This is a genomic window from Pseudoalteromonas sp. CuT4-3, assembly GCF_035666335.1.
GTDB classification, from domain to species: Bacteria; Pseudomonadota; Gammaproteobacteria; order Enterobacterales; family Alteromonadaceae; genus Pseudoalteromonas; species Pseudoalteromonas atlantica.
Window position 1 is genome coordinate 2577017 of the sequence record NZ_CP142030.1, and the last position, 24836, is coordinate 2601852.

26 protein-coding genes are annotated in these 24836 nt (G+C 42.4%); 2 read left to right on the plus strand and 24 right to left on the minus strand.

The window, feature by feature from the left end; translation table 11 throughout:
* Positions 1–22: 22 nt before the first annotated feature.
* Genes VOI46_RS11840 through ccmA form a run of 10 tightly spaced genes read right to left on the minus strand, consistent with a single transcriptional unit; the run spans position 23 to position 7738 of the window.
* Complete coding sequence (locus VOI46_RS11840; protein ID WP_004588329.1) at positions 23–754, minus strand: VacJ family lipoprotein; 732 nt, start codon at positions 752–754, stop codon at positions 23–25.
* Positions 755–763: 9 nt separating this feature from the next.
* The gene (ccmI, locus tag VOI46_RS11845) at positions 764–2014 is read right to left on the minus strand and encodes a c-type cytochrome biogenesis protein CcmI (protein WP_004588328.1); all 1251 of its coding nucleotides are present in this window, start codon (positions 2012–2014) and stop codon (positions 764–766) included.
* Complete coding sequence (locus VOI46_RS11850; RefSeq protein WP_004588327.1) at positions 2014–2475, minus strand: cytochrome c-type biogenesis protein; 462 nt, start codon at positions 2473–2475, stop codon at positions 2014–2016. The genes ccmI and VOI46_RS11850 overlap by 1 nt, the downstream gene beginning before the upstream one ends.
* On the minus strand, positions 2475–3044 hold the full coding sequence (locus VOI46_RS11855; protein WP_004588326.1) for a thiol:disulfide interchange protein: 570 nt from the start codon (positions 3042–3044) through the stop codon (positions 2475–2477). Before VOI46_RS11855 ends, VOI46_RS11850 begins: the two co-directional genes overlap by 1 nt.
* Positions 3044–5008 (minus strand): heme lyase CcmF/NrfE family subunit, encoded by a 1965-nt coding sequence (locus VOI46_RS11860; RefSeq protein WP_004588325.1) that lies wholly within the window; start codon positions 5006–5008, stop codon positions 3044–3046. The genes VOI46_RS11855 and VOI46_RS11860 overlap by 1 nt, the downstream gene beginning before the upstream one ends.
* 1 nt (position 5009) lies before the next feature.
* The gene (ccmE, locus tag VOI46_RS11865) at positions 5010–5489 is read right to left on the minus strand and encodes a cytochrome c maturation protein CcmE (RefSeq protein ID WP_004588324.1); all 480 of its coding nucleotides are present in this window, start codon (positions 5487–5489) and stop codon (positions 5010–5012) included.
* Positions 5486–5689: a heme exporter protein CcmD gene (gene ccmD / locus VOI46_RS11870; RefSeq protein WP_004588323.1), complete on the minus strand. Its 204-nt coding sequence runs from the start codon at positions 5687–5689 to the stop codon at positions 5486–5488. Before ccmD ends, ccmE begins: the two co-directional genes overlap by 4 nt.
* 3 nt (positions 5690–5692) lie before the next feature.
* A complete protein-coding gene (locus tag VOI46_RS11875) occupies positions 5693–6430 on the minus strand; it encodes a heme ABC transporter permease (protein ID WP_004588322.1) in 738 nt (245 codons plus the stop codon).
* Position 6431: 1 nt separating this feature from the next.
* Positions 6432–7118, minus strand: coding sequence for a heme exporter protein CcmB (gene ccmB / locus VOI46_RS11880; protein ID WP_004588321.1), 687 nt, complete (start codon positions 7116–7118; stop codon positions 6432–6434).
* Complete coding sequence (gene ccmA / locus VOI46_RS11885; RefSeq protein ID WP_086004334.1) at positions 7118–7738, minus strand: cytochrome c biogenesis heme-transporting ATPase CcmA; 621 nt, start codon at positions 7736–7738, stop codon at positions 7118–7120. Before ccmA ends, ccmB begins: the two co-directional genes overlap by 1 nt.
* Positions 7739–7851: 113 nt before the next feature.
* Between ccmA and VOI46_RS11890 the strand changes: the two genes are divergently transcribed.
* Both VOI46_RS11890 and VOI46_RS11895 read left to right on the plus strand, forming a co-directional pair.
* Positions 7852–10164: a flagellar hook-length control protein FliK gene (locus VOI46_RS11890; RefSeq protein ID WP_004588319.1), complete on the plus strand. Its 2313-nt coding sequence runs from the start codon at positions 7852–7854 to the stop codon at positions 10162–10164.
* A 1-nt stretch (position 10165) separates the two neighbouring features.
* Entirely contained in the window at positions 10166–10486 is a 321-nt protein-coding gene (locus VOI46_RS11895) for an EscU/YscU/HrcU family type III secretion system export apparatus switch protein (protein WP_004588318.1), read from the plus strand.
* Between the two features lie 81 nt (positions 10487–10567).
* On the opposite strand, the gene VOI46_RS11900 is transcribed toward VOI46_RS11895, so the two are convergent.
* Genes VOI46_RS11900 through flhA form a run of 14 tightly spaced genes read right to left on the minus strand, consistent with a single transcriptional unit; the run spans position 10568 to position 24651 of the window.
* The gene (locus VOI46_RS11900; protein WP_004588317.1) at positions 10568–10969 is read right to left on the minus strand and encodes a DUF2802 domain-containing protein; all 402 of its coding nucleotides are present in this window, start codon (positions 10967–10969) and stop codon (positions 10568–10570) included.
* Between the two features lie 17 nt (positions 10970–10986).
* A complete protein-coding gene (locus VOI46_RS11905; protein WP_004588316.1) occupies positions 10987–11484 on the minus strand; it encodes a chemotaxis protein CheW in 498 nt (165 codons plus the stop codon).
* A 24-nt stretch (positions 11485–11508) separates the two neighbouring features.
* Positions 11509–12291: a chemotaxis protein CheW gene (locus VOI46_RS11910; protein ID WP_004588315.1), complete on the minus strand. Its 783-nt coding sequence runs from the start codon at positions 12289–12291 to the stop codon at positions 11509–11511.
* A gap of 3 nt (positions 12292–12294) precedes the next feature.
* On the minus strand, positions 12295–13065 hold the full coding sequence (locus VOI46_RS11915; protein ID WP_004588314.1) for a ParA family protein: 771 nt from the start codon (positions 13063–13065) through the stop codon (positions 12295–12297).
* A 12-nt stretch (positions 13066–13077) separates the two neighbouring features.
* Entirely contained in the window at positions 13078–14043 is a 966-nt protein-coding gene (locus tag VOI46_RS11920) for a flagellar motor protein MotB (RefSeq protein ID WP_004588313.1), read from the minus strand.
* Positions 14044–14048: 5 nt separating this feature from the next.
* Entirely contained in the window at positions 14049–14813 is a 765-nt protein-coding gene (locus tag VOI46_RS11925) for a flagellar motor protein (protein WP_004588312.1), read from the minus strand.
* On the minus strand, positions 14806–15951 hold the full coding sequence (locus VOI46_RS11930) for a chemotaxis response regulator protein-glutamate methylesterase (RefSeq protein WP_004588311.1): 1146 nt from the start codon (positions 15949–15951) through the stop codon (positions 14806–14808). The genes VOI46_RS11925 and VOI46_RS11930 overlap by 8 nt, the downstream gene beginning before the upstream one ends.
* A gap of 51 nt (positions 15952–16002) precedes the next feature.
* On the minus strand, positions 16003–18231 hold the full coding sequence (locus VOI46_RS11935; protein ID WP_004588310.1) for a chemotaxis protein CheA: 2229 nt from the start codon (positions 18229–18231) through the stop codon (positions 16003–16005).
* Positions 18232–18246: 15 nt separating this feature from the next.
* On the minus strand, positions 18247–19014 hold the full coding sequence (locus VOI46_RS11940) for a protein phosphatase CheZ (RefSeq protein WP_004588309.1): 768 nt from the start codon (positions 19012–19014) through the stop codon (positions 18247–18249).
* A gap of 15 nt (positions 19015–19029) precedes the next feature.
* Positions 19030–19413 carry a chemotaxis response regulator CheY gene (cheY, locus tag VOI46_RS11945; RefSeq protein ID WP_004588308.1) on the minus strand — a complete coding sequence of 128 codons (384 nt, stop codon included), beginning with the start codon at positions 19411–19413 and terminating at the stop codon, positions 19030–19032.
* 41 nt (positions 19414–19454) lie between these two features.
* Complete coding sequence (locus VOI46_RS11950; protein ID WP_024032309.1) at positions 19455–20165, minus strand: RNA polymerase sigma factor FliA; 711 nt, start codon at positions 20163–20165, stop codon at positions 19455–19457.
* Between the two features lie 26 nt (positions 20166–20191).
* Entirely contained in the window at positions 20192–21049 is an 858-nt protein-coding gene (locus VOI46_RS11955) for a MinD/ParA family protein (RefSeq protein ID WP_004588306.1), read from the minus strand.
* Positions 21042–22517 carry a flagellar biosynthesis protein FlhF gene (gene flhF / locus VOI46_RS11960; protein WP_324738031.1) on the minus strand — a complete coding sequence of 492 codons (1476 nt, stop codon included), beginning with the start codon at positions 22515–22517 and terminating at the stop codon, positions 21042–21044. The genes VOI46_RS11955 and flhF overlap by 8 nt, the downstream gene beginning before the upstream one ends.
* 22 nt (positions 22518–22539) lie before the next feature.
* Positions 22540–24651: a flagellar biosynthesis protein FlhA gene (gene flhA / locus VOI46_RS11965; RefSeq protein WP_024032312.1), complete on the minus strand. Its 2112-nt coding sequence runs from the start codon at positions 24649–24651 to the stop codon at positions 22540–22542.
* Between the last annotated feature and the right edge of the window lie 185 nt (positions 24652–24836).

Consider the following 24836-nt stretch of genomic DNA (forward strand, 5'->3'; position numbering starts at 1 on the left):
TGGCATTTTTTATAGCTGTTATTTATAGGCTTTCTAAGAAGTCTTCATCAAAGTCTTCAGGCTCTTCTTTGATTGGAGGATTGCCGTCGTATAGCTCATAAAGCTGACGCTGGAAGTATATGTCTTTAACAAACAAATACGGGTCAAGAGAGTCATTAAGTAGGCCTTCTTGCGGGATAAGTGAAGCACGAGCTTCAACCGCTTTAAGCGCAAAAACTAAAATAGTTTGAGGCGTAGTCAGGGCGATTTCTGGTAACACAAAGTTATCAACTACATCGCCTGTTAAGTTACGTGCTGTAGTTGGCCCCATTGCCGGCAGCATAATATATGCGCCGTCGCCAACGCCCCACACGCCCAATGTTTGACCAAAGTCTTCATCTACCAGCTCAAGTCCAAGTGAACTTGCAACATCAAAAATACCAAATACACCTACCGTAGAGTTAACTAAAAAACGCGCTAAACTCACGCCTGCGTTACCCGCTTTACCTTGTAGCCCTGCGTTTATCATATCAACAGGCGCACTAATATTATCGGTAAAGTTAACAATCCCATTGCGTACAGGCACAGGGGTCACTTCTACATACCCTACAGCCACAGGGCGTAAAATATAAGCATCAAGAATATCCATATTAAAGTCGTACAATGGACGGTTAATGCTTTGTAGCGGGTCGCGCTCATCAACTTTGTTTTCTGGTACTTGTGCACATCCGGCTAGCACCAATAAACATAAAAAAGTAAAACTATGCTTTAACATCTAATGTCCTTAAGGTATTAATGTATCAATTTGAAGTTGGTAGTCACTTACGTTTTCACGTTGTAATGTCTCAGAGTGACCCTCTAACTCACCACTACTTGGCATAACTGACTCATCGATTGAGATCCGCGCTGTGATCACTATATCTTTAGCACTTGATAAGTTTAACCCATCAACCATTGCATTAGCATCAGTGAGTTGCACCGTTAGCGGAAAGCTGTATTCATTTAGTTTAACAACCGCTAATGGCATAGGAGAGCCTTGAGCAGCCTTGGCAAAAATAAATAAAGTCCCCTGCTGTGGCTGCTTATCGAAAAGCTCATCTGCTAAGCTCACAGTAACACTAATAGCACTGTTAGCAGAGACCGGCATTACAGAGCCCTCATTTTGCATTTGTTGCTCTATATCGGAAATACGCTGCGCTATCATTGAATAACGCGTATCGCTTTTATCCATGCTTGCCAGTAATACTTCAAACGCCGCTTTGGCTTGCGGCCAGTCCTTGCGCTCATAGGCAATAAGCGCTAATAAAGAAATAGCATCAAGGTTTGTTGGTTCAACCTTTAGCACTTTAGATAGCATACCCGCTGCACGCGTCATGTTCTCTTCGCTGCCTTCAAGCAATAAAACTTGGCTGTAGCTAATGAGTACTTGCATGTTGTCTGGGTTCATTCGCAGGGCTTTATCAAACGATTGCTGCGCCATATCAAATTCGTTTAACGACATAGCCACACGTCCAAGCAGCATCCACGCAACTTCGTCATCGCCTGATTCACTAAGCTTAGTGCGCAGCGCTAAAGCAAACGCTTGCAACTCGTTTTGAGTTAGTGGCTCACCTTTTTGCATTACCGCACGCTCGCCATAATCTGCAAGGTTATCCATTGCATCATACCACGCTGCTATTTGCTGCTGGCTCCCTGTAAAGGTGTAAAAAACACCGGTGAGGGCTAATAAAAATGCTGCGCCTGTTAAAGCAAAAATACGGTTATTACCTTTGCTATTAAGCGATTTTTCTGGCGATAGCTCGTTCAATAAACGACGTTTTAGCTCAATAACCGATTCACTGTGGCTTTGCGCATCAATACGTTGATTGTCTAAGTCGTTTTGCAGCTCAACTAAACGCTGCTCGTAAATGCTGATCAATTCTGCATTAGCATTGTGAGTAATGGTTTGCACGCGCTCTTTTTTTAAAAAAGGCAACATAATAAAAGCCAGTGCAATTAGTGTGAGTAAAGTAAAACACGCCCACATTAAAATCATTAATTTTGCTCCTGACGTTTATTTTCTGCAATTAACTTAGCAAGTTTTGCTTCATCATCGCTGTTCCAGGTTTGCTTAACTGACGCCTTACGCTGGCGAATTACAATAAAACCAAAACCCAAAATAACAATAAGTACAGGTAAAACCCAAAGTACTAATGTGGCTGGTGTTACAGGCGGATCGTAATGAACAAAATAACCGTATCTGTCTATCATGTAATCGATTACTTCGTCTTTTGTTTTACCTTCTTTTACCAACGCGAGTACCTTGTCGCGTAAATCTTTTGCAACAATGGCATCAGAGTCTGCAATATTTTGGTTTTGACATTTAGGGCACCTGAGCTCTTTGGTTAACTCTTCAAAGCGCACAGCTTGTTGGTTATTGTCAAACTGGTAGCGATCTTGCTCGGCATACACTGCCATACTTATAAAAAAGCTCAGGGTTAATAAAAACACTCGCATTAATTTAGCTCCTGCATAACAGGGGCAAATTTAGCACGCCATACGCGCAGGTTTAGATCCCCTGTATGGTGTAATAAAATTTTACCCGTTTTATCCACTAAAAATGTTTCAGGGGCACCTGATACACCTAAATCAAGTGACAAGGTACGGTGCAAGTCTAAAATATTAAACTGGTATGGGTCGCCAGCACGGCTGAGCATATCACTCACATCGGTGCGCAAAGCTTGCATATCAAATGGACCATCAAAATCGGCATCGTAGCCTTGTACATAGTACAAACCAATAATTTTTACGCCTTGCTCACGCAGCTTGGTTAAATACCCAAGTTCAACTAAACATGTAGGGCACCAAGTCCCCCATACATTAAGTAAATAAACTTCGCCTTTTAGGCTTTCATCTGTCCAGCGCTTATCATCTTGCATTAAATCAGGCAGGTTAAACGCAGGCATCGTTTGGCCTAGTCGACCGGTTTGAATTTCACGCGGGTTGGCAAACAAACCTTGATACAAAAATACACATAAAAATATAAATATTAATAACGGTGCTAAAGCTAAAATTTTACGGTTCATTACGCATTCTCCAACGCTTTTTTGCGTGTACTTGCTGATGTACGGTAGCGTTTATCAAATAAAATCATAAACCCTGCAAGCGATATAAGTACACCGCCTATCCACATCCAACGCACGAACGGTTTGTGATAAATACGCAGTGACCATGCCCCTTTACTTAATTGCTCTCCGAGCGCTAAATATAGGTCGCGAGTAAAGCCGGCATCAATTGCCGCTTCGGTCATAAATTGCATACCAATATCGTATTTGCGTTTTTCTGCGTGCAGCTCAGTCACTAGCTTATCGTTATTAAATACCGACACTACACCAGCATGTCCACTGTAGTTAGGGCCGCGTATTGCTTTAACGCCATCAAATCGGTATTCGTATTGATTAAGCGTAACAATATCGCCTTGCTTCATAGAAACATCACGCTCTACCGAGTACGCCGAAGTAAGCGTAACGCCTGCAATAACAAATGCTAAACCAACGTGACCAAGCACCATAGCCCAGTAGCTAATGCCTAAACGTTTAATGCCTTCTTTTAGCGTCCCGTGAACCGACGCCTTAGCGTATAAATCTATGGCAGTTGAGACTGCAACCCATACACCTAAGGTGGTGGCTAATAATGTAAGTGGTTTTACGACATCGTAGCTTGAGAACAACCACGCACAGGTAATAACAACACTTATCAACACGCCTATTAATACTTTATTTTGTAGTACAGCCCACTTATTTTGTTTCCAACGAAGAAAAGGCCCTATTCCCATTAATATGGCAAATGGTACTAATAAAATGGCAAACATTTTATTAAAGAACGGTTCGCCAATAGAAATACTGCCTAGGCCCATTTCTTTATGCACCATAGGTAACAAAGTACCTAAAAGAACAATTAATGTGGCTACCACTAAAAAGATGTTGTTAAGCCACAAGGCCACTTCACGTGATACAAACTTGTAACGGCCTTCGCTTTTAACTTGTGATACGCGCAGCGCATACAACGATAAACCGCCGCCAACAACAATGCCTAAAAAGGCTAGAATGAATAAACCTCTATCAGGGTCAGTGGCAAATGCATGCACCGATACAATAATGCCTGAGCGAACAATAAAGGTGCCTAATAAGCTTAGGGAAAATGCAGCGATGGCAAGCAGCACAGTCCACGATTTAAATACACCGCGCTTTTCTGTCACGCTCAAAGAGTGCAATAAAGCCGTAGCAACTAGCCAGGGCATAAGCGATGCGTTTTCTACCGGATCCCAAAACCACCAGCCACCCCAGCCAAGCTCAGAGTAAGCCCACCAGCTGCCTATGGTTATTCCTAAACTTAAAAAGCCCCAAGCAGTCATCGTCCATGGGCGAGACCATTTAGCCCAGGTGTTATCAAGTTTACCTGTTAAAAGTGCTGCAATAGCAAATGAAAACGCAACCGATAACCCCACATATCCCATATACAGTAATGGCGGATGAATGATCATACCTGGGTCTTGCAGAAGCGGATTTAAATCACGCCCTTCAACAGGGAAATACGGCAGTAAGCGTTCAAATGGGCTTGAAAGCAGTAGTGTGTACATCATAAAACCGACACCTAAAAAGCCAAGCACACCTAAAACACGTGCACGCAACACCCAAGGTAGCGATTTAGAACGCATAGCAACCACGGCGGTCCACCCTGCTTGCATTACAAGCCACAGTAAAATAGCGCCTTCGTGCCCACCCCACGTAGAGGTAATTTTATAATACCAAGGCAACGTACTACTTGAATGATACGCCACATAAGATACCGTAAAGTCATCAGTTAAGCTGGCATAGATAAGCGCAGCAAACGAGAGAAGTACAAAAGCAAACTGCCCAACGGCTAAAGACGGGGCCGCACGCATTAAACGAAGATTACCGGTATGCGCGCCCCACAGCGGAAAAATACACAGTAAAACGCTTAGCACCATGGCAAGCGTTAAAGAAAAATAACCAAGTTCTGGGATCATATTAGCTACCGCTATCTAGGTTGTATTTTGGTTTTTCGTGTTTAATTCCTTTTACGGCTTCTGCTACTTCTGCTGGCATGTATTCTTCATCATGCTTAGCCAGTACTTCAAAAGCTTCAATCACGTTTGGTTCTACAAGCACACCTTGCGCTACAATACCTTGGCCTTCGCGAAATAAGTCAGGCAAAATGCCTTGGTATTTAATTGTTACCAATGGCCCAGTATCAATCAGTTTAAAGCTGACTTGTAAACTTTGTTCATTACGAATGACAGAACCCGGCACAACCATACCGCCAATACGCAACTTTTGCCCTATTTGCGGTTTTTCTTTATCTGGGCCTTTGCCGTCTATTAGCTCGCTTGGTGTATAAAATAAGTTTATGTTTTCTTGAAGTGCATAAAGCACTAGGCCTACAGAGGCACCAATACCAAACAGTACTGCAATAATTACCAATAGGCGTTTTTTACGTCTTGGGTTCATGAGATTTGTTCCTGCTTCGCTTTTTTAATTCGCGCTTCACGCGCAACTTGCTGCTCTACTGAGGCCATAATACGTTTTGTATCACGTAAAGAGCTAAATAAAATGCCCAACAAAATTAAGGCGCATGTACCAAATGAAAGCCACACGTAAAACCCGTAGCCTCCCATTGCAATAAAATCAGAAAAAGAGTCAAACTGCATAATTTACCCCTTACTTAACAAGGCTCGAACCCAAGGTCGATGCTTTTCACGTTGTAATATTTCATTTTTAAGGCGAATTAACGTTACAGTGCCCACAAACGCTGCAAATGCTAAAATGTTTACCATAAGCGGCCAAAACATACTTGGGTCAATGGCTTTTGTATCAAGCTTTGTGATTGTTGCGCCTTGGTGCAGAGTGTTCCACCACTCTACGGAGTAGTGAATAACAGGTAAATTAATTACCCCTACAATGGCTAAAATAGACGCTGCGCGCCCTGCTGATTTTTTATCTTCAAAGGCATGGTAAAGCGACAGCACGCCTAAGTATAAAAACAATAAAATAAGTTCAGAGGTTAAACGTGCATCCCATACCCACCAAGCACCCCACATAGGTTTACCCCATGCAGCGCCGGTAATTAAGGCAATAGCTGTAACACAAGCTCCCACCGGGGCAATAGCAATTACAGCAAGTTCAGCGTTACGTAATTGCCACACTAAAGCGACAATAGCTGCTATAGCCATAGAAGAGTATGCGCCCATAGACAAAATAGCCGATGGAACATGAATGAAAATAATACGGTAGCTGTCTTTTTGTTGATAATCAGCCGGTGCAAAACCTAAGCCCCAAATCCAACCAACAAGCATACTTATAACCGTAACAACGGCAAAATAAGGCAGTAACGTATTACATAATTGATATGCGCGCTCTGCTTTTGCGTAGGGATGTAACCACTTCCACATATTAACTTACACTCACTTTTAATGCTGACGATATGGCGATGGGTGCGCACATAATAGCAACTACTAACATGGCCCCAAGAATGGCAAGCTGCCCGCTATAATCCAGCGACATAGTACTGGTATCAATGGCTGACGTTGCAAAAATTAAAACAGGAATATACAAAGGCAACACTAATAAGCTCATTAAAATGCCGCCTTTTTGTAATCCCACAGTAAGGCCAGCCCCAATTGCACCAATAAAGCTTAATAATGGCGTGCCTAATAATAATGTTAATACGGTCGCTAACAGCGCAGAGCTCTCTAAATTAAGCAATAAAGCAAATAACGGTGTCATTAATACTAATGGTAAACCGGTAACAACCCAATGCGCCGCAACTTTAGCCAACACGGTGAGTGATAGCGGGTACGATGAAGCAATTAACTGCTCCAACGAGCCATCGTTATAGTCGTCTCTGAATAATTTATCGAGTCCAAGCATGGTAGAGAGCAAAGCTGCTACCCAAATAATACCTGGCGCCATTCTGTTTAATAGACCGGGCTCTGGGCCAATTGCTAACGGAAATAAAGAAATAACAATGAGAAAAAACAAGATAGGATTGATAATTTCAGCACGCTGGCGAAACGCAAGCTTTACATCTTTACTAAATACCGCACTAAACAGCAGCCAATATGAATGTTGACGAGTCATCAGTAACGATACTCCAAGGTCACCGTTTGTAGGTTTTCAAACTGTGTTGTTAAATCTTGATGGGTTGTTAGTAAAATAGCGCCACCACTTTTTAAATGCTCAGAAAAACGTTGTTGTAAAAATGCAACGCCATTTTTATCAAGTGCAGTAAAGGGTTCATCAAGCACCCATAGTTTTGCATCACTTAACCATAATCGCACTAAAGCGACACGACGCTGCTGCCCTGCAGAGAGCATTCTTACCGGCACATCTTCAAGGCCCACTAAGCCAAGCTTAGCTAAAATTGGATATAAGTCGGGCTCATTTGTATAGCCGTTAATGTGTAACCAATGGCGTACGTTTTCCAGTGCGCTGAGCTGCACATTGACACCGGTTTTATGGCCTATAAATAGCAGGTCTGTGGCGTACTCTTCATAATGCTTGGTAATAGCTTGCTGGTTATAAAAAATAGCGCCTTCATCAGGCACACTAAAGCCTGCGACAATACGCAATAATGATGTTTTGCCAGCCCCGTTAGGACCCGCTAATTGCATGATTTGACCGCTATTTAGGCTAAAATTAAGATCCGCAAACAAACAACGTTCTTGCTTGATGCAGGTGACGGACTTAATGTGTAACAAGATGACGTTTCTCTATGCCAAAAATTAGGCGTTAGTCTACCATAATGATAGGGTAATACGAATATTGCTTTAAAATCGATTCACGAAAATTAGCGAAAACTTGATTTAAAATAATGAATAATCCAACGCAAATCACATTATCTAATTCATTGGTTAATAACCAAAGCGCTCCGAGCACTTCGGACGAATTAGTACAATTACCAGAGCAGGTACTTGCGGCTAAAAATATTCAGTTTTCAAAAGGCTCAATTACACTCGATGTTTTAATAGATAAACACTGGCAAACTCTACGCTTAGGCATAACGCATGCCCCTCAAAATACAGACAAAATAGCAAGTGCTAACATACAGCTCAGCGCTGATGGAAAGCAGCTAAATATTACTCCTAACAATACCAATATTACACTTAGCAACGCATCACAACTGCAGCGTTTTTTAAATTATGTTAGTACCGGTAGTGAAATACAAAGTAAACCCTTGCCAGTCAATGTACAGCTTTCGCCGTCACCGCAGCTTATGATACCTAGCCTTAATGCCAGTATTGCAATTAACAAAGAAACCGCACAGCTGTTAAATACCGAGCAGCCATTACAGGTACTTATTAATACAACCAATAAAGGCGCACAAATAAATGTTATTAACCGCTTTGCTGACACCGTCCATACTCAAACTCTCAGCCAACATAAAATTTCGCAGCTATTAACTAACTTACTGCCCAGCGCGCAACTACAAGCAACGCCTAAATTAGCTATTATTTCGCACCCTCAGCATAGCGGCTCGTTCACAACCCCGATAACCAATAAACAGCTTAGTGAATTGCCTAGCAAGCCCGTGGCAGTAAATATTACTAATCAAGCAGATAAGCTGCTCATTAAAACTAACTTACCTAAAATGCAGGTCGCACTTAATAACTCATTTAGTAAACCCTTTACCGACTTGGTTTTATCACAGCAGCAAAATGCAGCCAGACCCCCCGCTGATAAAACAAGCCCGCAGTTAAGTGCACAAAGCCCTATAAAGTCATGGTTACAAAGCAGCTTTAGCGATTTAAAAACGCGAATTAACGATGCCGTTAAATACTTTGAAAACAAACCCTTTGCGAGTAAAACGTCACCTTTGCAGGCTCAACAAGCTAAGCTTGATGTAAATAAAACGCCGACACAAATAAACACGCTAACAAACCTTAATTTAAGCAAGCTAAATATAACCGCTGAAGTTGCTAATCATTCTTTTACCCCTAACAGCCCTTTAGCTAAACACTTTGCGCAGCTTCCTCCTTTAGTGCAAATAACCCAGCAATTAAAGGCAAGTGTGTCGTTATGGCAATCAGCAAACAATACAGCTCAGCCCCAAGCAGTGAGCGCCCAACCAACAAATGTAAGTACGCAAGGCAACGCTTCTACGCCGCTGAGTTTAAAAACACTACATGCCACAACTTCACAGGTAAATACTCCCAATCAACCCAGTTTGTCTCACTCGCTTTTTAACACAGCTGTAAGTCAGCAGTTACAACCAACAGAAGCTAAAATTTTAACCTCGCTTTTAAATTTGCCAACAGAGAGTGAGCGCCCAAATAGTGCTTCCAACCCTAAGACATTGTTGAGTAGCCAAATTACTGACATAGCAAGTAAAGCTACTCAAAATACACCTGATCTTACGCGTTTAGTGAATCAAGCTTTTAATAGAATGGTCTCCAGTACTAATGTCCACCCAGCCACCATACAGCGAGAGCTTTTAAGTACCTTACAACCGCTTACTACGCCAAACGACACACTACAAAGTAGCTTTACAAAAGGGCTTGAGCAACTTGCGGTTACTATTTTAGCGGCGCCAATAATAAGCCAACCAAGTACTTCGCTAACGTTTAATAACCACACAGGGGTTGATGCCCTACTTAATGTGCTTTTACCTACTTTTAAAGTAGGTAATGGCGCGGATAAACTATTAGAGCAACTTCAACAAACACAAATACAAGAGCTTGCCCCAGAGCTGCTACAAGTTAAAAATACCCTTAGCCAAGTACAAGTAACTACGCCAAACCAACAAAGCGACACAAACCCGCTAGCACAGTTTTTATTTCCGATGAAACTTCCGCCTGAAGCGGGACAAACAGAGATAACCTTAGGGCAATATAAAAAAGCCAGTGTAGATAAAACCGAAAAAAACGTGTGGTTTGTTAGATTAAATTTTGATTATGCACAGCAAGGGCAATTACAAATAGTGGCTGAGCTTATGGACAAAGCGCTCGATTGCCAGCTGCTTGCCTCTAGCCAAGAAGTAAGTGCAATTGCACACCCTCACTTAGATAGCCTCAGGGCTAAATTAGCTCAGCATGGCTTGCAAGTAGGCGAGCTAAACTTAAAACGCGGAGATGCTAGTCATCAAGCGTTTTATCAATCGCATGCCATTATAAATATTAAGGTTTAACATGACTGACACCTCTAATTTAGCAGCAAATAATAAATCCGCGATTGGCCTGTTGTATGAAGCAGGAAGTACCCCAGCAGTAAGTGTAAAAGGGTTTGGCGAGTTAGCCGATGAAATAATCGCAGCAGCAAAACAAAAAGGCATTATGATCCACCAAGATGAAGCACTTGCTAAAACACTCTCACACTTAGAATTGGGAGAGGAAATACCTAAAGAGCTTTATTATGTTATTGCTGAATTGATTGCTTTTTCGTACGTGCTTCGTGGGCAGTTCCCACCTGGCTGGCAAGACTTTCAAGGTAAGCTAAATGTAAAGGCATAACTAGGTGGATGAATTATATCTCCCCCTTTATTAAGTATTACTGCACATTGGTGTTGTGTGTAGTTAAAAGCAAAAAAGACGCTAGGCGTCTTTTTGTTTATGTAACGAAAATAATAGTTCAGCCTCAGCCCTAGGAAGCTCGCACTCGCGTATCACCTCATCTAAATCTGCGCCAAGCTCAACCATTTTAACAGCACGTGAATATATTTTTGCGTCTGGGTCATCATATTTTTGGGCAGCTTGTTGTTGCATCAACTCTTGATTTTGTTGCTCAACTTCAAGTACGCGCTTACCTATACTTAAAAGCCCTGTTCTGAGCTCAGACACTTCACTGCGTAATATATGTGTTTGCTCTGAGGTATCTTTTAATTGCTGTGATACCGCATTAAGCTCCGCCGACTGTTTATTTTTTAATGCAACAATTAGCGCCAGCGATATTAAACCTATCCCTAGCGCTGCTATTGCGATACTGAGTAACAACATAATTTTAGTGGTAAAGCTTAAATATCGCTTAACTCATCCCATTCGTCATCGCTAAGTAATTTATTTAAATCGACTAAAATAAGTAATTCGTTATCGCGGTTACATACACCTTGGATAAACTTAGCGCTTTCTTCGGTACCAACATTTGGGGCGCTGTCTATTTCAGAGCTGCGTAAATACACAACTTCAGAAACACTATCGGCTAAAATACCAATTACTTGCTCTTCTGCTTCAATAATTAAAATGCGAGAGTTATCAGTTGCATCCGCAGCAGGCAAACCAAAGCGTGCACGAGTATCAATAACAGTGACTACGTTACCACGTAAATTTATAATGCCAATAACGTATGAAGGTGCTCCAGGTACTGGGGCAATTTCGGTATAACGTAAAATTTCTTGCACCTGCATTACGTTGACGCCATACGTTTCTTCTTCAAGCTTAAACGTTACCCACTGTAAAATTTCATCGTTGTTATCTGCGTTTTTATTCGCTGATAATAGTCTATCTTCGCTCATGCTGTTACCCCGTAATGGTCGTTACTACTGACGGCTATCTAAGCCTTTTTCTAATAGTGCATTTAAATTATCTACATCTATTAAAGCACACATTTTTTCTTTAATAACACCGGCAAGCCAAGGGCGTTTGCCACTGTTTTTTCGCCATTTTACATCTTCTTTACTCAATGTAATGTTATTTATTAACTTTTCGGCCAATAAACCCCAGTTGCTATCGCCTAAGGTTATTAAATACTGATAATTAAGAGAGGCCTCTAACTTTTCATCGTACTTTTCAGGCATTACCCAACGGGCAGTATCAACTACGTTTAGCTTTTCATCTCTATTAAGCATAACGCCTTTAAACCACTTTGGCTTACCAAATAAATGATTTACTTCACCTAATTGATGAATTCCTCCAAGCGCTTTCAAAGGAACAGCCAATGTTAAACCAGCCACTTCAAAAAACAGAGCCTGAAATTCACCTTCAAAGTAATCTTCTTGGCTATGTAATAAAGGGGCAGGTTCTGTACTTAACTGGGTTTGCACCTCAGCTGTCTCTACTGGCTCAGGCTCAATAGGTGCCGGTGGCGAAATAGTGGCGTCAGCCTCGCTATTACTCTCTTTTACTTGCTCAGAATAAAGCTGCTCGGTTACTTTTAATTGCGCTTTGGGCTTTAAAAGTACTTCGTCGTTTTGTAAGGCACTAGGTACTTGCTCAAGTAGCTTTGCTACAGGCTCAAGGTTTTCCTCAGGTTCGTCTTCGCATAATAGCGCCCCTAAGTATTGAGTCATTACTTTTTCATTAGCAAATAATTGCTTACTCATTCATTAACCTTGTCCAATTAAATAATCTAATAACGCTTTATAAGCGTAAACCCCACGCGAACGTGGGCAAAACTCTATGGGTACCTTTTGTGCAAGGCTTGCATCTCTAAACTTTGTATCAACGGGGATCACTCCTGGCCATACTTTATCTTTATATGTATTTTGCAACGTTTTGTAGGCTTCAAGCGACGCTTTAGTGCGCTTATCATACATAGTAGGGATTATAGTATATTGGTACTGTTTCGCTTGAGAGCTTTGCATTAATTCCATAGTGCGCATCATTCTATCAAGCCCTTTGAGCGCCAAAAACTCAGTTTGCACAGGCACTAAAATACGTTCGCTGGCGGCTAATGCGTTCACCATTAAAACACCTAAAACGGGCGGGCAATCAAGCAGCGCATAATCGTAATGTTCACTAATTTTTGCAAGTGTTTTTTTTAAAATTAAGCCCATCCCCGTTTTATTGCCCATACTTCTATCGAGGGTTGCTATAGCCATCGTCGCGGGCAATATATCTAGGTTTTCCATGGTAGAGGGGCACAAGGCTTGTAGTATTTCTTCACTTTGCATTGAGGTGCCGCGGGCAAAAATATCGTACACACTGACTTCTAAATCTTCAGAATCAATACCAAAATAGTACGTTAGTGAGGCGTGAGGGTCGGTATCAATGAGTAATACGCGTTTACCTTGCAAGGCCAAAATACCAGCAAGACTGACAGCCGTTGTGGTTTTACCTACACCGCCCTTTTGATTTGCTACTGTCCAAATCTTCACATTAAGTCCTAATTACTGTTCATTGCGCGTGGTGATTCTGATGCCACCATGAGGTAAACGAATTATTTTAATAGAGTTATCATCAGAGGGAAGTTCCACCTCTGGCTCAGGCGCAGCTTGTTGCACTTGCTCATCAGGCTCAGCTTCATTTTCGGTGGTTTGTTGTACTAAGCCATACTTAGAAAGCGCAATAACAACTTTACGATTCTCTGCTCGACCCGCTGCGGTGTCGTTATCGGCAAAAGGTGAGTATTGCCCATACCCCTCGATTGCCATTCGCGCTGGGTTAATTCCTAACGTTTCTAATTCAACTAAAATAGAGGTCGCCCGTGCAACTGACAACTCCCAGTTAGAGCGAAACATTTCATTGCGAATACTTTCGTTATCTGTGTAACCTCTTACCCTTATGTAGTTATCTACTGGGGCAATAATATCTTTTACAATTTTTACGACTTGCTTAGCTCGCGCGTGGGCCACTGAGCTACCACTTGAGAACAGCATTCCTGAACTTAGCTCAATAATAAGCCAATCTTGGTTGAGCTCTAAACTTGCTTCTCCATCACGAATTTCATCAATAAGTGCTGAATGTAATTTAGTTAACAGACTATCGAGTGGTTTACCTAAATGTTTTTGTTTTATATTGCTGGTATCACTATGTCCATCTAACAGCTCTGGGCCAGACTCCTGTTTTTGAATGCTCTCACCATACAATAACTCTTGCTCTGGGGTAACACGGTCAGTAAGTAGCCCTTCGCCTTTCACGCCCTCACCTTGTTGCGATTGTTGCCTTGCTGATTTGTCAAAAACCTGTTCTAGGGAGTCGGAGAGGATTTGAAAACTTTCTTCTTTATTTATGGCAATGGCATACATAACCACAAAAAAGGCAAACATAATGGTCATGTAATCAGCATAAGAGACTAACCAACGTTCTGTAAGTTGATTTTTTTCAGCTGATTGACGTAAGCGCCGGCGTAACATAAAAGTTACTCTACCACGACATTAGGGCGCTCTGTGCGATAAGCTTCAAGCTTTAATTCTATGTTTATAGGACTTTCGCCAAGGCTTATAGCAATCACCCCTTCGGCCATCATTTCATGGTAAAGCATTTTTTGCTCTACTCGCTGCTTAAGCTTATTGGCCATAGGTAAAAATAATAAGTTAGCTAAACCCACCCCATATATTGTTGCAATAAATGCGGTGGCGACCCCTGCACCAAGCTTTTGAGGGTCGGTAATAAATGACATTGCTTGAATAAGGCCAAGTACAGCCCCTAAAATACCTATAGTTGGGCTATATCCGCCCATGGCTTCGTACACTCTACTTGCTTCAAGTAAGCGGTCTCGTTCAAGCATTAAATCTATTTCTAAGGTGTCGCGTAGCTTTTGCTCCGAACACCCATCTACTAGTAAGCTAAGCCCTTTTGCTGCATAAGGATCTGGGTGACTAAGTGCCTCTTTTTCAAGCGCTAAGTACCCTTCCTGGCGAGCTTTATGCGACCACGTTTTAATTTGCTCTATGGCTTGCTCAATATTGTACTGAGGTGAAAAAAACACCCAATGGCTCATGCTTAGCGTTTTTTTAAAGGTGCTTGTCGCCGTTTGCAACATAACAGCCCCTAAGGTGCCGCCAAGTACAATAATAAGTGCAGGGCCATTAAATAACGCCGTGACAACGCCCCCCTCTAAAGAGTAACCAATCGCTATAGCGCCCAGCGCAATGATTAACCCTAAAACAGAGAGCTTATCCACAACCAGTCTCTCTTTTTATTCTTGCTGCTACGTCGTTTAACGCTAAATGCTCAGAGGCAAGCCCAGCGTTGGCAATAGCTTGAGGCATACCGTATACCACACAGCTTTTTTCATCTTGCGCCCAAATTGTTGCGCCAGATTGCTTAAGCATTCGCGCGCCATCACGTCCATCAGCGCCCATGCCGGTTAAAACAATAGCAAGTACATCTCCTTGGTAGCTTTTGGCAACACTTGCAAAAGTCACATCAACGCTTGGTTTGTAGCTTATACGTTCACTATTATCTTCAAATACACGCAACGTTTTGTTACCACTTCGCCCTTCTACCATCATTTGCTGTCCACCAGGTGCTAAGTAGGCTGTGCCGGCTTCTAGCCTGTCACCTTGTTGCGCTTCTTTAACGCGTATTTTGCAAAGGCTATTTAAACGTGCCGCAAACGCAGGCGTAAATGCTGCCGGCATGTGCTGAATTAACAAAATAGGGTGAGCAAAGTGAGCAGGTAATTGGGTTAATATGGTTTGTAAAGCAACTGGCCCGCCAGTTGAAGTGCCAATAGCCACTATTTGATAGTGTTTACCGCTGGCACGCGTGGGCATACTGGGTGTAGTTGTTGTCTGCACTGGGGCAGCACGTTGAAAGCTTCTATCAGGTTGTTTAAGCGATGAGCTTGTTGTGGCAAGTTTGCTTGCAGATGGAGCAGTAGTCTTACTTGATGTTAATGGCCTAACAGGGCGCGGTGCTCGCCTGCGACCAATTTCCTTCACTTTAGCTTGCAATAACTTGATTGCATCTTCGTTATTTCGTGCAATGTCTTCAAACTTTTTCGGTAAAAAGTCCATAGCTCCGGCATCAAGTGCATCTAAAGTTGCGGTTGCACCGTCGCGAGTTAATGAAGAAAACATAAGTATTGGCGTTGGGTTACTCCCCATAATTTCTTTAACTGCGCTAATACCATCAAGCACAGGCATTTCTACATCCATGGTGATCATATCTGGACGTAACTGCGCTGTTTTTTCTACGGCTTCTCTACCGTTAACAGCAAAGCCTATTACTTCGATACCGCTGTCTTGTTCAAGGATTTCGCTCACTCGACGGCGAAAAAAACTGGAATCGTCAACAACTAAAACTTTTACGGCCATTGCGCTCTCTTATTAAATTTATGTATAGGCATACACAGGTATGCCTACATTTTACCCTGCGTAATGCTTAAGCATATTAGGTACATCCAGAATCAGCGCAATACCACCGTCAGATGTAATTGTTGCACCAGCCATTCCAGGCGTACCTTGTAATAACGCATCAAGAGGCTTAATAACAACTTCTTCTTGGCCAATTAATGAATCAACCACAAAGCCAACTTGCTGAGTACCTATTTGTACAATTACCACATGACCTTGCGCTTTTCGCTGAGAACAATCAGCACCTTTAACTAACCAATGCTCTAAGTAAAATAGCGGTATCGCTTTTTTACGAACAATAATTGTAAGCTGACCATCTACCACATTGGTTTTGGTTAAATCTAAGTGGAATATTTCACTCACACCAGCAAGTGGTAACGCAAACGTTTGCTCACCAACAATAACCATCAGCGTAGGTAAAATAGCCAGTGTTAATGGTACTTTTATTTCTAAAATAGTCCCTACGCCCAACTCTGACTGTATACTCACAGAGCCATTAAGCTGCGTAATTTTAGTTTTTACTACATCCATGCCTACGCCACGGCCAGAAATATCAGATATCTCTTCTTTGGTCGAAAAGCCTGGCGCAAATATTAAGTTATACGCTTCTGTATCTGATAAGCGACTTGCCTGATCATGGTCAATAACGCCTTTACTGATCGCTATTTTTTTCAGTTTTTCCGCATCCATACCTGCACCATCATCTTTAATGGTTAACAAAATATGGTCGCCTTCTTGCGAAGCCGATAATGTAACGTTACCGGTTCTAGGCTTACCCGCAGCTTCACGCGCTGCTGGCATTTCAATTCCGTGGTCAACTGAGTTTCGTACTAAATGCACCAACGGATCGGCCAGTGCCTCAACTAAGTTTTTATCTAAATCGGTTTCTTCACCTACAAGCTGTAAATCAATTTCTTTATTTAAGCTACGGGCTAAGTCACGTACTACGCGAGGGAATCGGCCAAACACTTTTTTGATAGGCTGCATTCGCGTTTGCATTACTGCACCTTGAATATCAGCAGTGACCACATCAAGATTTGATATCGCCTTACCCATCGCTTCACTGTCTGTATTGGTCGCTAAACTGACCAACCTATTTCGTACTAATACCAACTCGCCAACCATATTCATTATTTGATCTAAACGCTTTGTATCAACACGTACTGTAGTTTCAGCAGGTGGAGGCGTAGCTTTTTTAGGTGCAGCGCTACTCGCTGGTTTTTCAGCCACTTTAGGTTTAGGCGCAGCGGCTTTTGCCGCCGGAGCTTGTTTTGCTGCAGGTGCTGGCGTAGGCTTTTCTGGCGTAGGTTTTGCTGGCGTTTGTGCTACAGGTGCAGCCTTAGGTGGCTGCGGTGCAGGTGTGTCAGCTTCTTTTGATTCTGGTGCGGCACCTTTACCATGCAGTTCATCAAGCAATGCCTCAAATTCATCATCGCTGATTTCATCATCACCGCTATCATTTGTAACAGCCGCTGGTGGTGCTGTGTGTTTTACTTCTGACTCACTGCTTGAAGTATCTCCTGCAACCGGACCAAAACTACCTACACCGTGTAATTCATCTAATAAACTGTCAAATTCATCATCGGTAATATCTGAACTTGAATCTGGCTCTGCACTTGCACTTGGTTGCGACACCGGGCTCTGGCCTTTGCCGTGTAGCTCATCGAGTAAGCTTTCAAATTCATCTTCTGTAATTTCATCAATTTGCGTGCTATCTGCTGAAGGGCTTGAACCTGCCACATCAAATAGTTCATCAAATGCAAATGGGTCTTCATCATCTGTTGCGCTAACGGGAGCTGCGGGTTCTTGTTCAACAACTTCGGGGGCTGTTTCAGTAAGCTCTTCATCCGTAGGCGGTTGACCAAGTTTGTGAAGGGTTTCTAGTAATTGAGGGTCTGCTGGGTCTGGCTGTTCGCGGTTTTGAATAGTGGCAAACATTTCATTAATGGTATCTAGTGCTTGTAAAATCACATCCATTAATTCTGAATTAACGGTTCTAACCCCTTGGCGTAAGAGATCAAATACGTTTTCAGCACCATGACAGGCATCAACAAGCTCAGTCATAGCTAAAAAGCCTGCTCCCCCTTTTACGGTATGAAAGCCCCTAAAAATAGCATTTAGTAACTCAGTATCTTCTGGGTTATTTTCTAGCTCAACTAACTGTTCAGATAAAAGCTCTAGGATTTCTCCGGCCTCTACAAGAAAGTCTTGTAAAATATCTTCATCGACTTCAAAGCTCATGCAGTTACTCTCCTCTTAGAAGCCCAAACTTGATAATAGGTCATCGACCTCGTCTTGGTCAGATACAACATCATTTCGCGACTCTTTATCAATAATAGGGCCTTCAGGACCTGCTAATGTTTGTGCGGCAACCAGTTCTTCTGTTTCTTGTTGTTCTTTACTTTCAGCTATGCTGTCATCTTGTGCAGCAAATGCTGTTAAAAGGTGGATTAAACTTTCTTCTACTTCTCTGACTAATTCAATTACACGGCGGATAACCTGGCCGGTTAAATCTTGAAAATCCTGCGCCATTAGTACATTAGTCATTAAGGTTTGCAACTCATCGGTTTTATGATGAGAGCTGTTCATAAACTTGTCGATGCTGTGGCATAAGGTTTTAAACTCGCCCAGCTCTATTTCGCGGTTCATAAGCCTATCCCAAGTAGGCTTAATATGTGCAATTTCATCTGCTAGCTGCTGCGCAATAGGGAGGCTTGCTTCGACCGCATCCATTGTCTTATTAGCTGCATTTTCTGTCATTTCCATGACATAGTTTAAGCGCTTTTTCGCATCCGGAATTGCATCAGTGGTTAAATCGGTTAAACGCGTATCAAGTTCAAAGCTTTTAAGGGCTTCGTGTAATTGGCGTGTTAACTTACCTACTTCAGCAAAAAGCTGCGATTGCTCTTGAGAGGCAGTATCTAAAATTAATTGATCTGCTTTATCTTGCTCACCGTTTTCTAAAAAAACGACGAGCTGACGAGCTTGTTCTAAAGTAATTTGAGGCGCAGCTGGTGCTGACATAAGCCTCTCCTCTCATTAACCTAAGCGTTCAAACACTTTTTCTAATTTAGTTTTCAAAGTACCAGCAGTAAATGGCTTAACAATATAGCCATTAACACCTGCTTGCGCTGCCGCTATTATTTGTTCTTTTTTAGCTTCTGCCGTCACCATTAAAACCGGAATATGTTTTAATTTTTCGTCAGCTCTAATGGCTCTTAGCAAGTCAATACCCTGCATGCCTGGCATGTTCCAATCGGTTACAACAAAGTCAAAAACCTGATTTTGCAACATAGGTAATGCTGTAGAACCATCGTCAGCTTCTTGAACATTCGTGAACCCTAGGTCACGCAACAGATTTTTTATAATACGTCTCATTGTAGAGAAATCATCAACAACAAGAATTTTCATGTTTTTATCCAAAACATCCTCCGGTGAGGTCTTAACCTATAATTTACTTACTACTAGTTTATCCAGTCATTGATTTTTGCTTTGAGCTTAATCATCGCCTGACCATGTATCTGACTTACACGCGATTCACTTACATCGAGTATATGCCCAATTTCTTTTAAATTCATTTCATCGTTGTAATACAAAGAAAGCACCATTGCATCTCGCTCTGGTAAAGACTTTATTGCCTCTAACAATGAATTATTAAACCGTTCATTTTTAACATTATTAAATGGTTTGTCTAGCGCTAAATCTTGACCTGCAGGGCTAATAACATCTTCATCTACCCCTAGGTCTTCTATACCAAGCACTTTACTGGAATTAACATCATTTAAAATATGATGGTATTCTTCTAGCGAAATATCAAGTTTTTCAGCTACTTCAGTATCTTTTGGTTCTCTATTTAAGCTATTTTCTAATTCTGTGATGGTTTCGGCTACTAATCGGCTTTTGCGGTGCACCGAACGTGGTGCCCAATCCCCTCTGCGCATTTCATCAAGCATAGCGCCGCGGATACGAATACCAGCAAACGTTTCAAAGCTTGCCCCTTTACTGGCGTCAAAGTTTTTTGAGGCCTCGATAAGGCCAATCATTCCCGATTGGATTAAGTCATCAAGCTGAACGCTAGGAGGAAGACGAGCTATTAAATGGCACGCCACTTTTTTGACGAGCGACGCGTGCTTTTCAACAATCACATTTAAATTTTGTGTTGATTGATATCCCATAGCTCTTTTCACCGATGTTGTCATAATCAGCCGTTTACTAGCTTCTCAATGAAAAACTCTAAATGTCCTGAAGGTTGATTAGGTATAGGCCATTTTACTGCTTTTGTCGCTAATGTTTTAAACGCAACTGCTGCTGGTGAATTAGGGAAAAGATCGACAATTACTTTTTGTTTACGCGTAGATTTACGCATATTTTCATCATATGGAATAGTCGCAACAAGCTCCATAGACACATCTAAAAAGCGGTCTGTTACTTTAGAGAGCTTTGCAAAAAGCTCTTGGCCCTCGCGCATACTGCGCACCATGTTTGCAACAATTTTAAATTTATAAACGCCATGCTCGCGGCTAAGTACTTTAATAAGCGCGTAGGCATCAGTAATAGAGGTCGGCTCGTCACACACCACCACCATGACATCTTGCGCTGCACGAGAAAAACTCAGCACCATGTCAGAAATACCAGCGGCGGTATCTACAATTAAAATATCAAATTCGGTATTAAGCTCACTAAAGGCACGAATTAACCCAGCATGCTCAGATGGGGTTAGCTCCACCATACTTTGCGAGCCTGATGTAGCAGGCACGATTTTAATGCCGCCTGGGCCTTCAACTAAAATCTCGTCAAGTTCGCACTCGCCTGAAAGGACATGAGATAAGTTTTTTTCAACACGTAGTCCTAGCATTACATCACAATTAGCTAGGCCTAAATCGGCATCTAATACTAATACACGATTACCCTGCTGCCCTAAAGCAATTGCAGTATTTAAAGAGACGTTGGTTTTACCCACCCCTCCTTTACCGCCGGTGACAGCGATAACTTTTACGCCGTTGTTGTTTTGACTCATTTTGCGCAGGCCGCTTGCTTGATCTAATACTGTGTTAATCATACATCCCTACTGTGCTTGGCGCCACTGCTTGGTGCCTTGAATGTTGTGCTTTTGCTCTTTTTAAATACAATTGCTCAGCTTTTTTTACTAGTTTTTCAGCATTTGCAACGCGAATATCTTCTGGTACGCGCTGACCATTAGTAAGATACCCTATTGGAAGACGATTTTGAATCGCTATACTAATAATCTCACCTAAACTTAATGATTCATCTAACTTAGTGAAAATACAACCGCTTAGCTGAACCTTTTTAAAATGTCTTACGGTTTCTTGCAATACATTTATTTGTGCTGTGGCACTTAATACTAAATAACTACGTATATCTACTCGCTGGTTGCGCATTAACGTATTTAATTGCTCTGTAAGGCGTAAATCACGTTGGCTCATACCCGCTGTATCAATTAATACTAGACGCTTATTGCGTAAATGATATAAAACTTCAGCTAATTCATTGGCATCTTTTACTTGTTTAACACCACAACCAATAATACGACCATACGTTGCAAGCTGCTCATACGCACCAATTCTGTATGTATCAGTGGTGATTAGGGCAACTTTGTCGGCGCCATACTTTTGTGCGCCTAATGCGGCAAGTTTAGCTACTGTGGTTGTTTTACCTACACCAGTAGGCCCAACAAGGGCGTACACACCCCTTTGGCGAAGAATTTCGTTGTTGGTGGTTTGCATTTGATCTTCAACCATTTGCAATAATGCTTTCCAACCTTGCTGACGCGATACGTCATCTGGGATAAAACACGCCATTTGCTCTGCAACGTCTTTATCTATTCCCATGCCAACTAAACGGTCAATCATGCATGCACGTGTAGGGTCGCGACGTGCCATATCTTGCTGCATTAAACCCGATACTTGGTGTTCTAGTAACTGGCGAATTGCGTTCATTTCATCACGCATCGCGCTCATTTGGGCGCTTTCGTTGTTATTAGCTTGACTACGCGGAGCCACAGGCGCATCTAAATCGTCAAAGTCTTGATCTAAGTCATCAAAGCCTAGGCTGTCTGCTTGGGTTTGCATGCGTTTTGGCGCTTCATTTTCGCGAGCAAACATATTTGTCGTACGTGGCTGTGCTGGTTCTTGGTAATGCTCAGACGTATCAATACCTGATTGCGAAAACATAGAGGCAAGCTCAGGAGAGCGAGGGCGTGGCGACTGGCGCTCTAATAAAGCTTGTAAGCTATCAGCTACTTTTGCTTGTGGCTCAGGTTGCGCACGCTTAGGCTCTGGCTTTACAAAGTTATGAGTAGGCTGTTGCACGGCTCTTTGCGGAGCAGGCGCTGCCTGTGGTTGCGCTGCGGCTTTAGGGGCTGCTTTGTCGTAATCTACTGCGGCAACAATTTCTACACCATTAGCGAGTTTTTTGTTCGACATAATAACGGCATCAACACCTAGCTCATCTTTAACCTCTTTCAGTGCGGTGCGCATATCTTTGGCAAAAAAACGTTTAATCTTCATGGTTCAACCCCTGTTAAAATCTTTATTGTTGGCCTACTGAGCTGACAATCTTGATCTGTCTTTCATCTGGTACCTCTTGATAAGACATCACCCTTAAACCCGGTATGGTGTACTTAACAAAACGAGATAACACAGTGCGTAACATTCCTGACGTTAGCAATATTGAAGGTTCTCCGGCCATTTCTTGATTCTGATGCGCTTCGTTTAATGATGTTTGAAGTCGCTCAGCAAGGCTTGGTTCTATTCCGGCACCTTCGTCGCCTGCATTTTGTAACGACTGATGCAACATCTGTTCCAACTCAGGCGCCAAGGTTATGACAGGGATTTCTGATGACATTCCCACAGCGTCTTGAACTATTAAACGGCGCAGCGAAATACGCACTGCAGCTGTTAAAACATCGGCATCTTGGCTACGTGGGCCGTACTCTACAAGGGTTTGAACAATAGAGCGCATATCACGAATAGCCACACCTTCGTTTAATAAATTTTGCAGTACTTTTACAACGGTTGTCAGTGGTAGTACTTCTGGCACTAACCCTTCGACTAAACGTGGATGGCTTTTAGCTAACATATCAAGCAGGTTTTGAACCTCCTCATGGCCTAGTAATAATGCGGCACTGTTAGTTAATAACTGGCTAATATGGGTGGCTACCACAGTGGCTGAGTCAACCACGGTGTAACCTAGTGATTGTGCTTCGTCTTTTTGATCAGGCTTTATCCACACCGCATCTAAGCCAAATGCAGGGTCTTTGGTTTCAACCCCTTTAATAGGGCCAAATACTTGCCCAGGGTTTATGGCCAGTTCATCGCCATGTTTGAGTTCGCCCTCACCACTTGAAACACCCATCATGGTAATACGGTACGCATTAGGGTCTAACTCTAAGTTATCGCGAATATGTACAGGCGGTACTAAAAAGCCAAGCTCCTGAGATAACTTTTTACGCACCCCTTTAATTCGGTTGAGCAGCTCACCACCTTGAGATTGGTCAACAAGCGGAATAAGCCTGTAGCCAACTTCTAAGCCAATAACGTCAATTTGTTGTACATCGTCCCATCCAAGCTCTTTTTGCTCTTGCTTGTTTGCAACGCCAGTACCGGCAACGGCACCACTTTCAGCCTCTTGGGCTGCTAGAGCAGCGGCTTTTAATTTTTGCTGCTGAGTAAAGTAAGCTAAGTAGCCAAGTAGTGCGCCTAAACTTAAAAAAGCAATATGAGGCATACCCGGAACCAACCCCATAATGATTAAAATACCTGAGGCGATAAATAATGATTTTTCGTTACCTAATTGGGCTTTAAATTGCTCACCCATGTTATGTGATTCGTTTTGGCGAGTAACAACAATAGCAGTACCAATAGAGAGTAATAATGAAGGAAGCTGCGCCACAAGGCCGTCACCAATGGTAAGTAAAGTATATACTTCCATTGCGCGGCTAAAGCTCAAGTCATGTTGGATCATGCCCACAAATAAGCCGCCAACAATATTAATAATTAATATCACGATACCGGCAATGGCATCGCCTTTTACAAACTTACTCGCCCCATCCATAGAGCCGTAAAAGTCGGCTTCGCGGGTTACTTCGCTGCGGCGCTCACGTGCTTGCTCTGCACTAATAAAGCCAGCGTTTAAGTCGGCATCTATCGCCATTTGCTTACCCGGCATAGCATCTAGCGTGAAACGAGCCGATACTTCAGAAATACGCCCTGCACCTTTGGTTATTACTACAAAGTTTATGATGATCAAAATTAAAAACACCACTAAACCTACCGCGTAGTTTCCGCCAATAACCACTGAGCCAAACGCTTCAATTACCTTACCAGCCGCATCGCCCCCGTTGTGACCCTCAAGGAGCACCACGCGTGTACTGGCAACATTTAGGGCTAAACGCATAATTGTAGCGATTAACAATACCGCCGGAAACATACCAAATTCGAGGGGTTTCATGGTGTAAACAGTCACCAGTAAAACAACTAAGGCAAGGGCAATATTAAATGAAAATAATATATCAAGAAGAAATGGCGGCAGCGGTAAAATAACCATACCCAGCGCTGCAAGTACTAGTAGCGGTGTGCCAACACCTTTGGCATACTCTTTTTTATCTTTGTTAAGTTGTTGTAATACCGCTTTAAAATCCATAACTCTACAATTCAATAAATTGACACTAGCCTGAAATTGCAATAACTATTCCAAGTATAGAGCCAGCAATAGATTCATTGAGTATTGATACAAAATTTAAAGCAAGTGAGAGACAAGAGCGAATGGGCTTTATGATTAGTATTTGCAGCCCCGTGTTGGTATTTAGGCAAGGCGCCCCTGTAAAG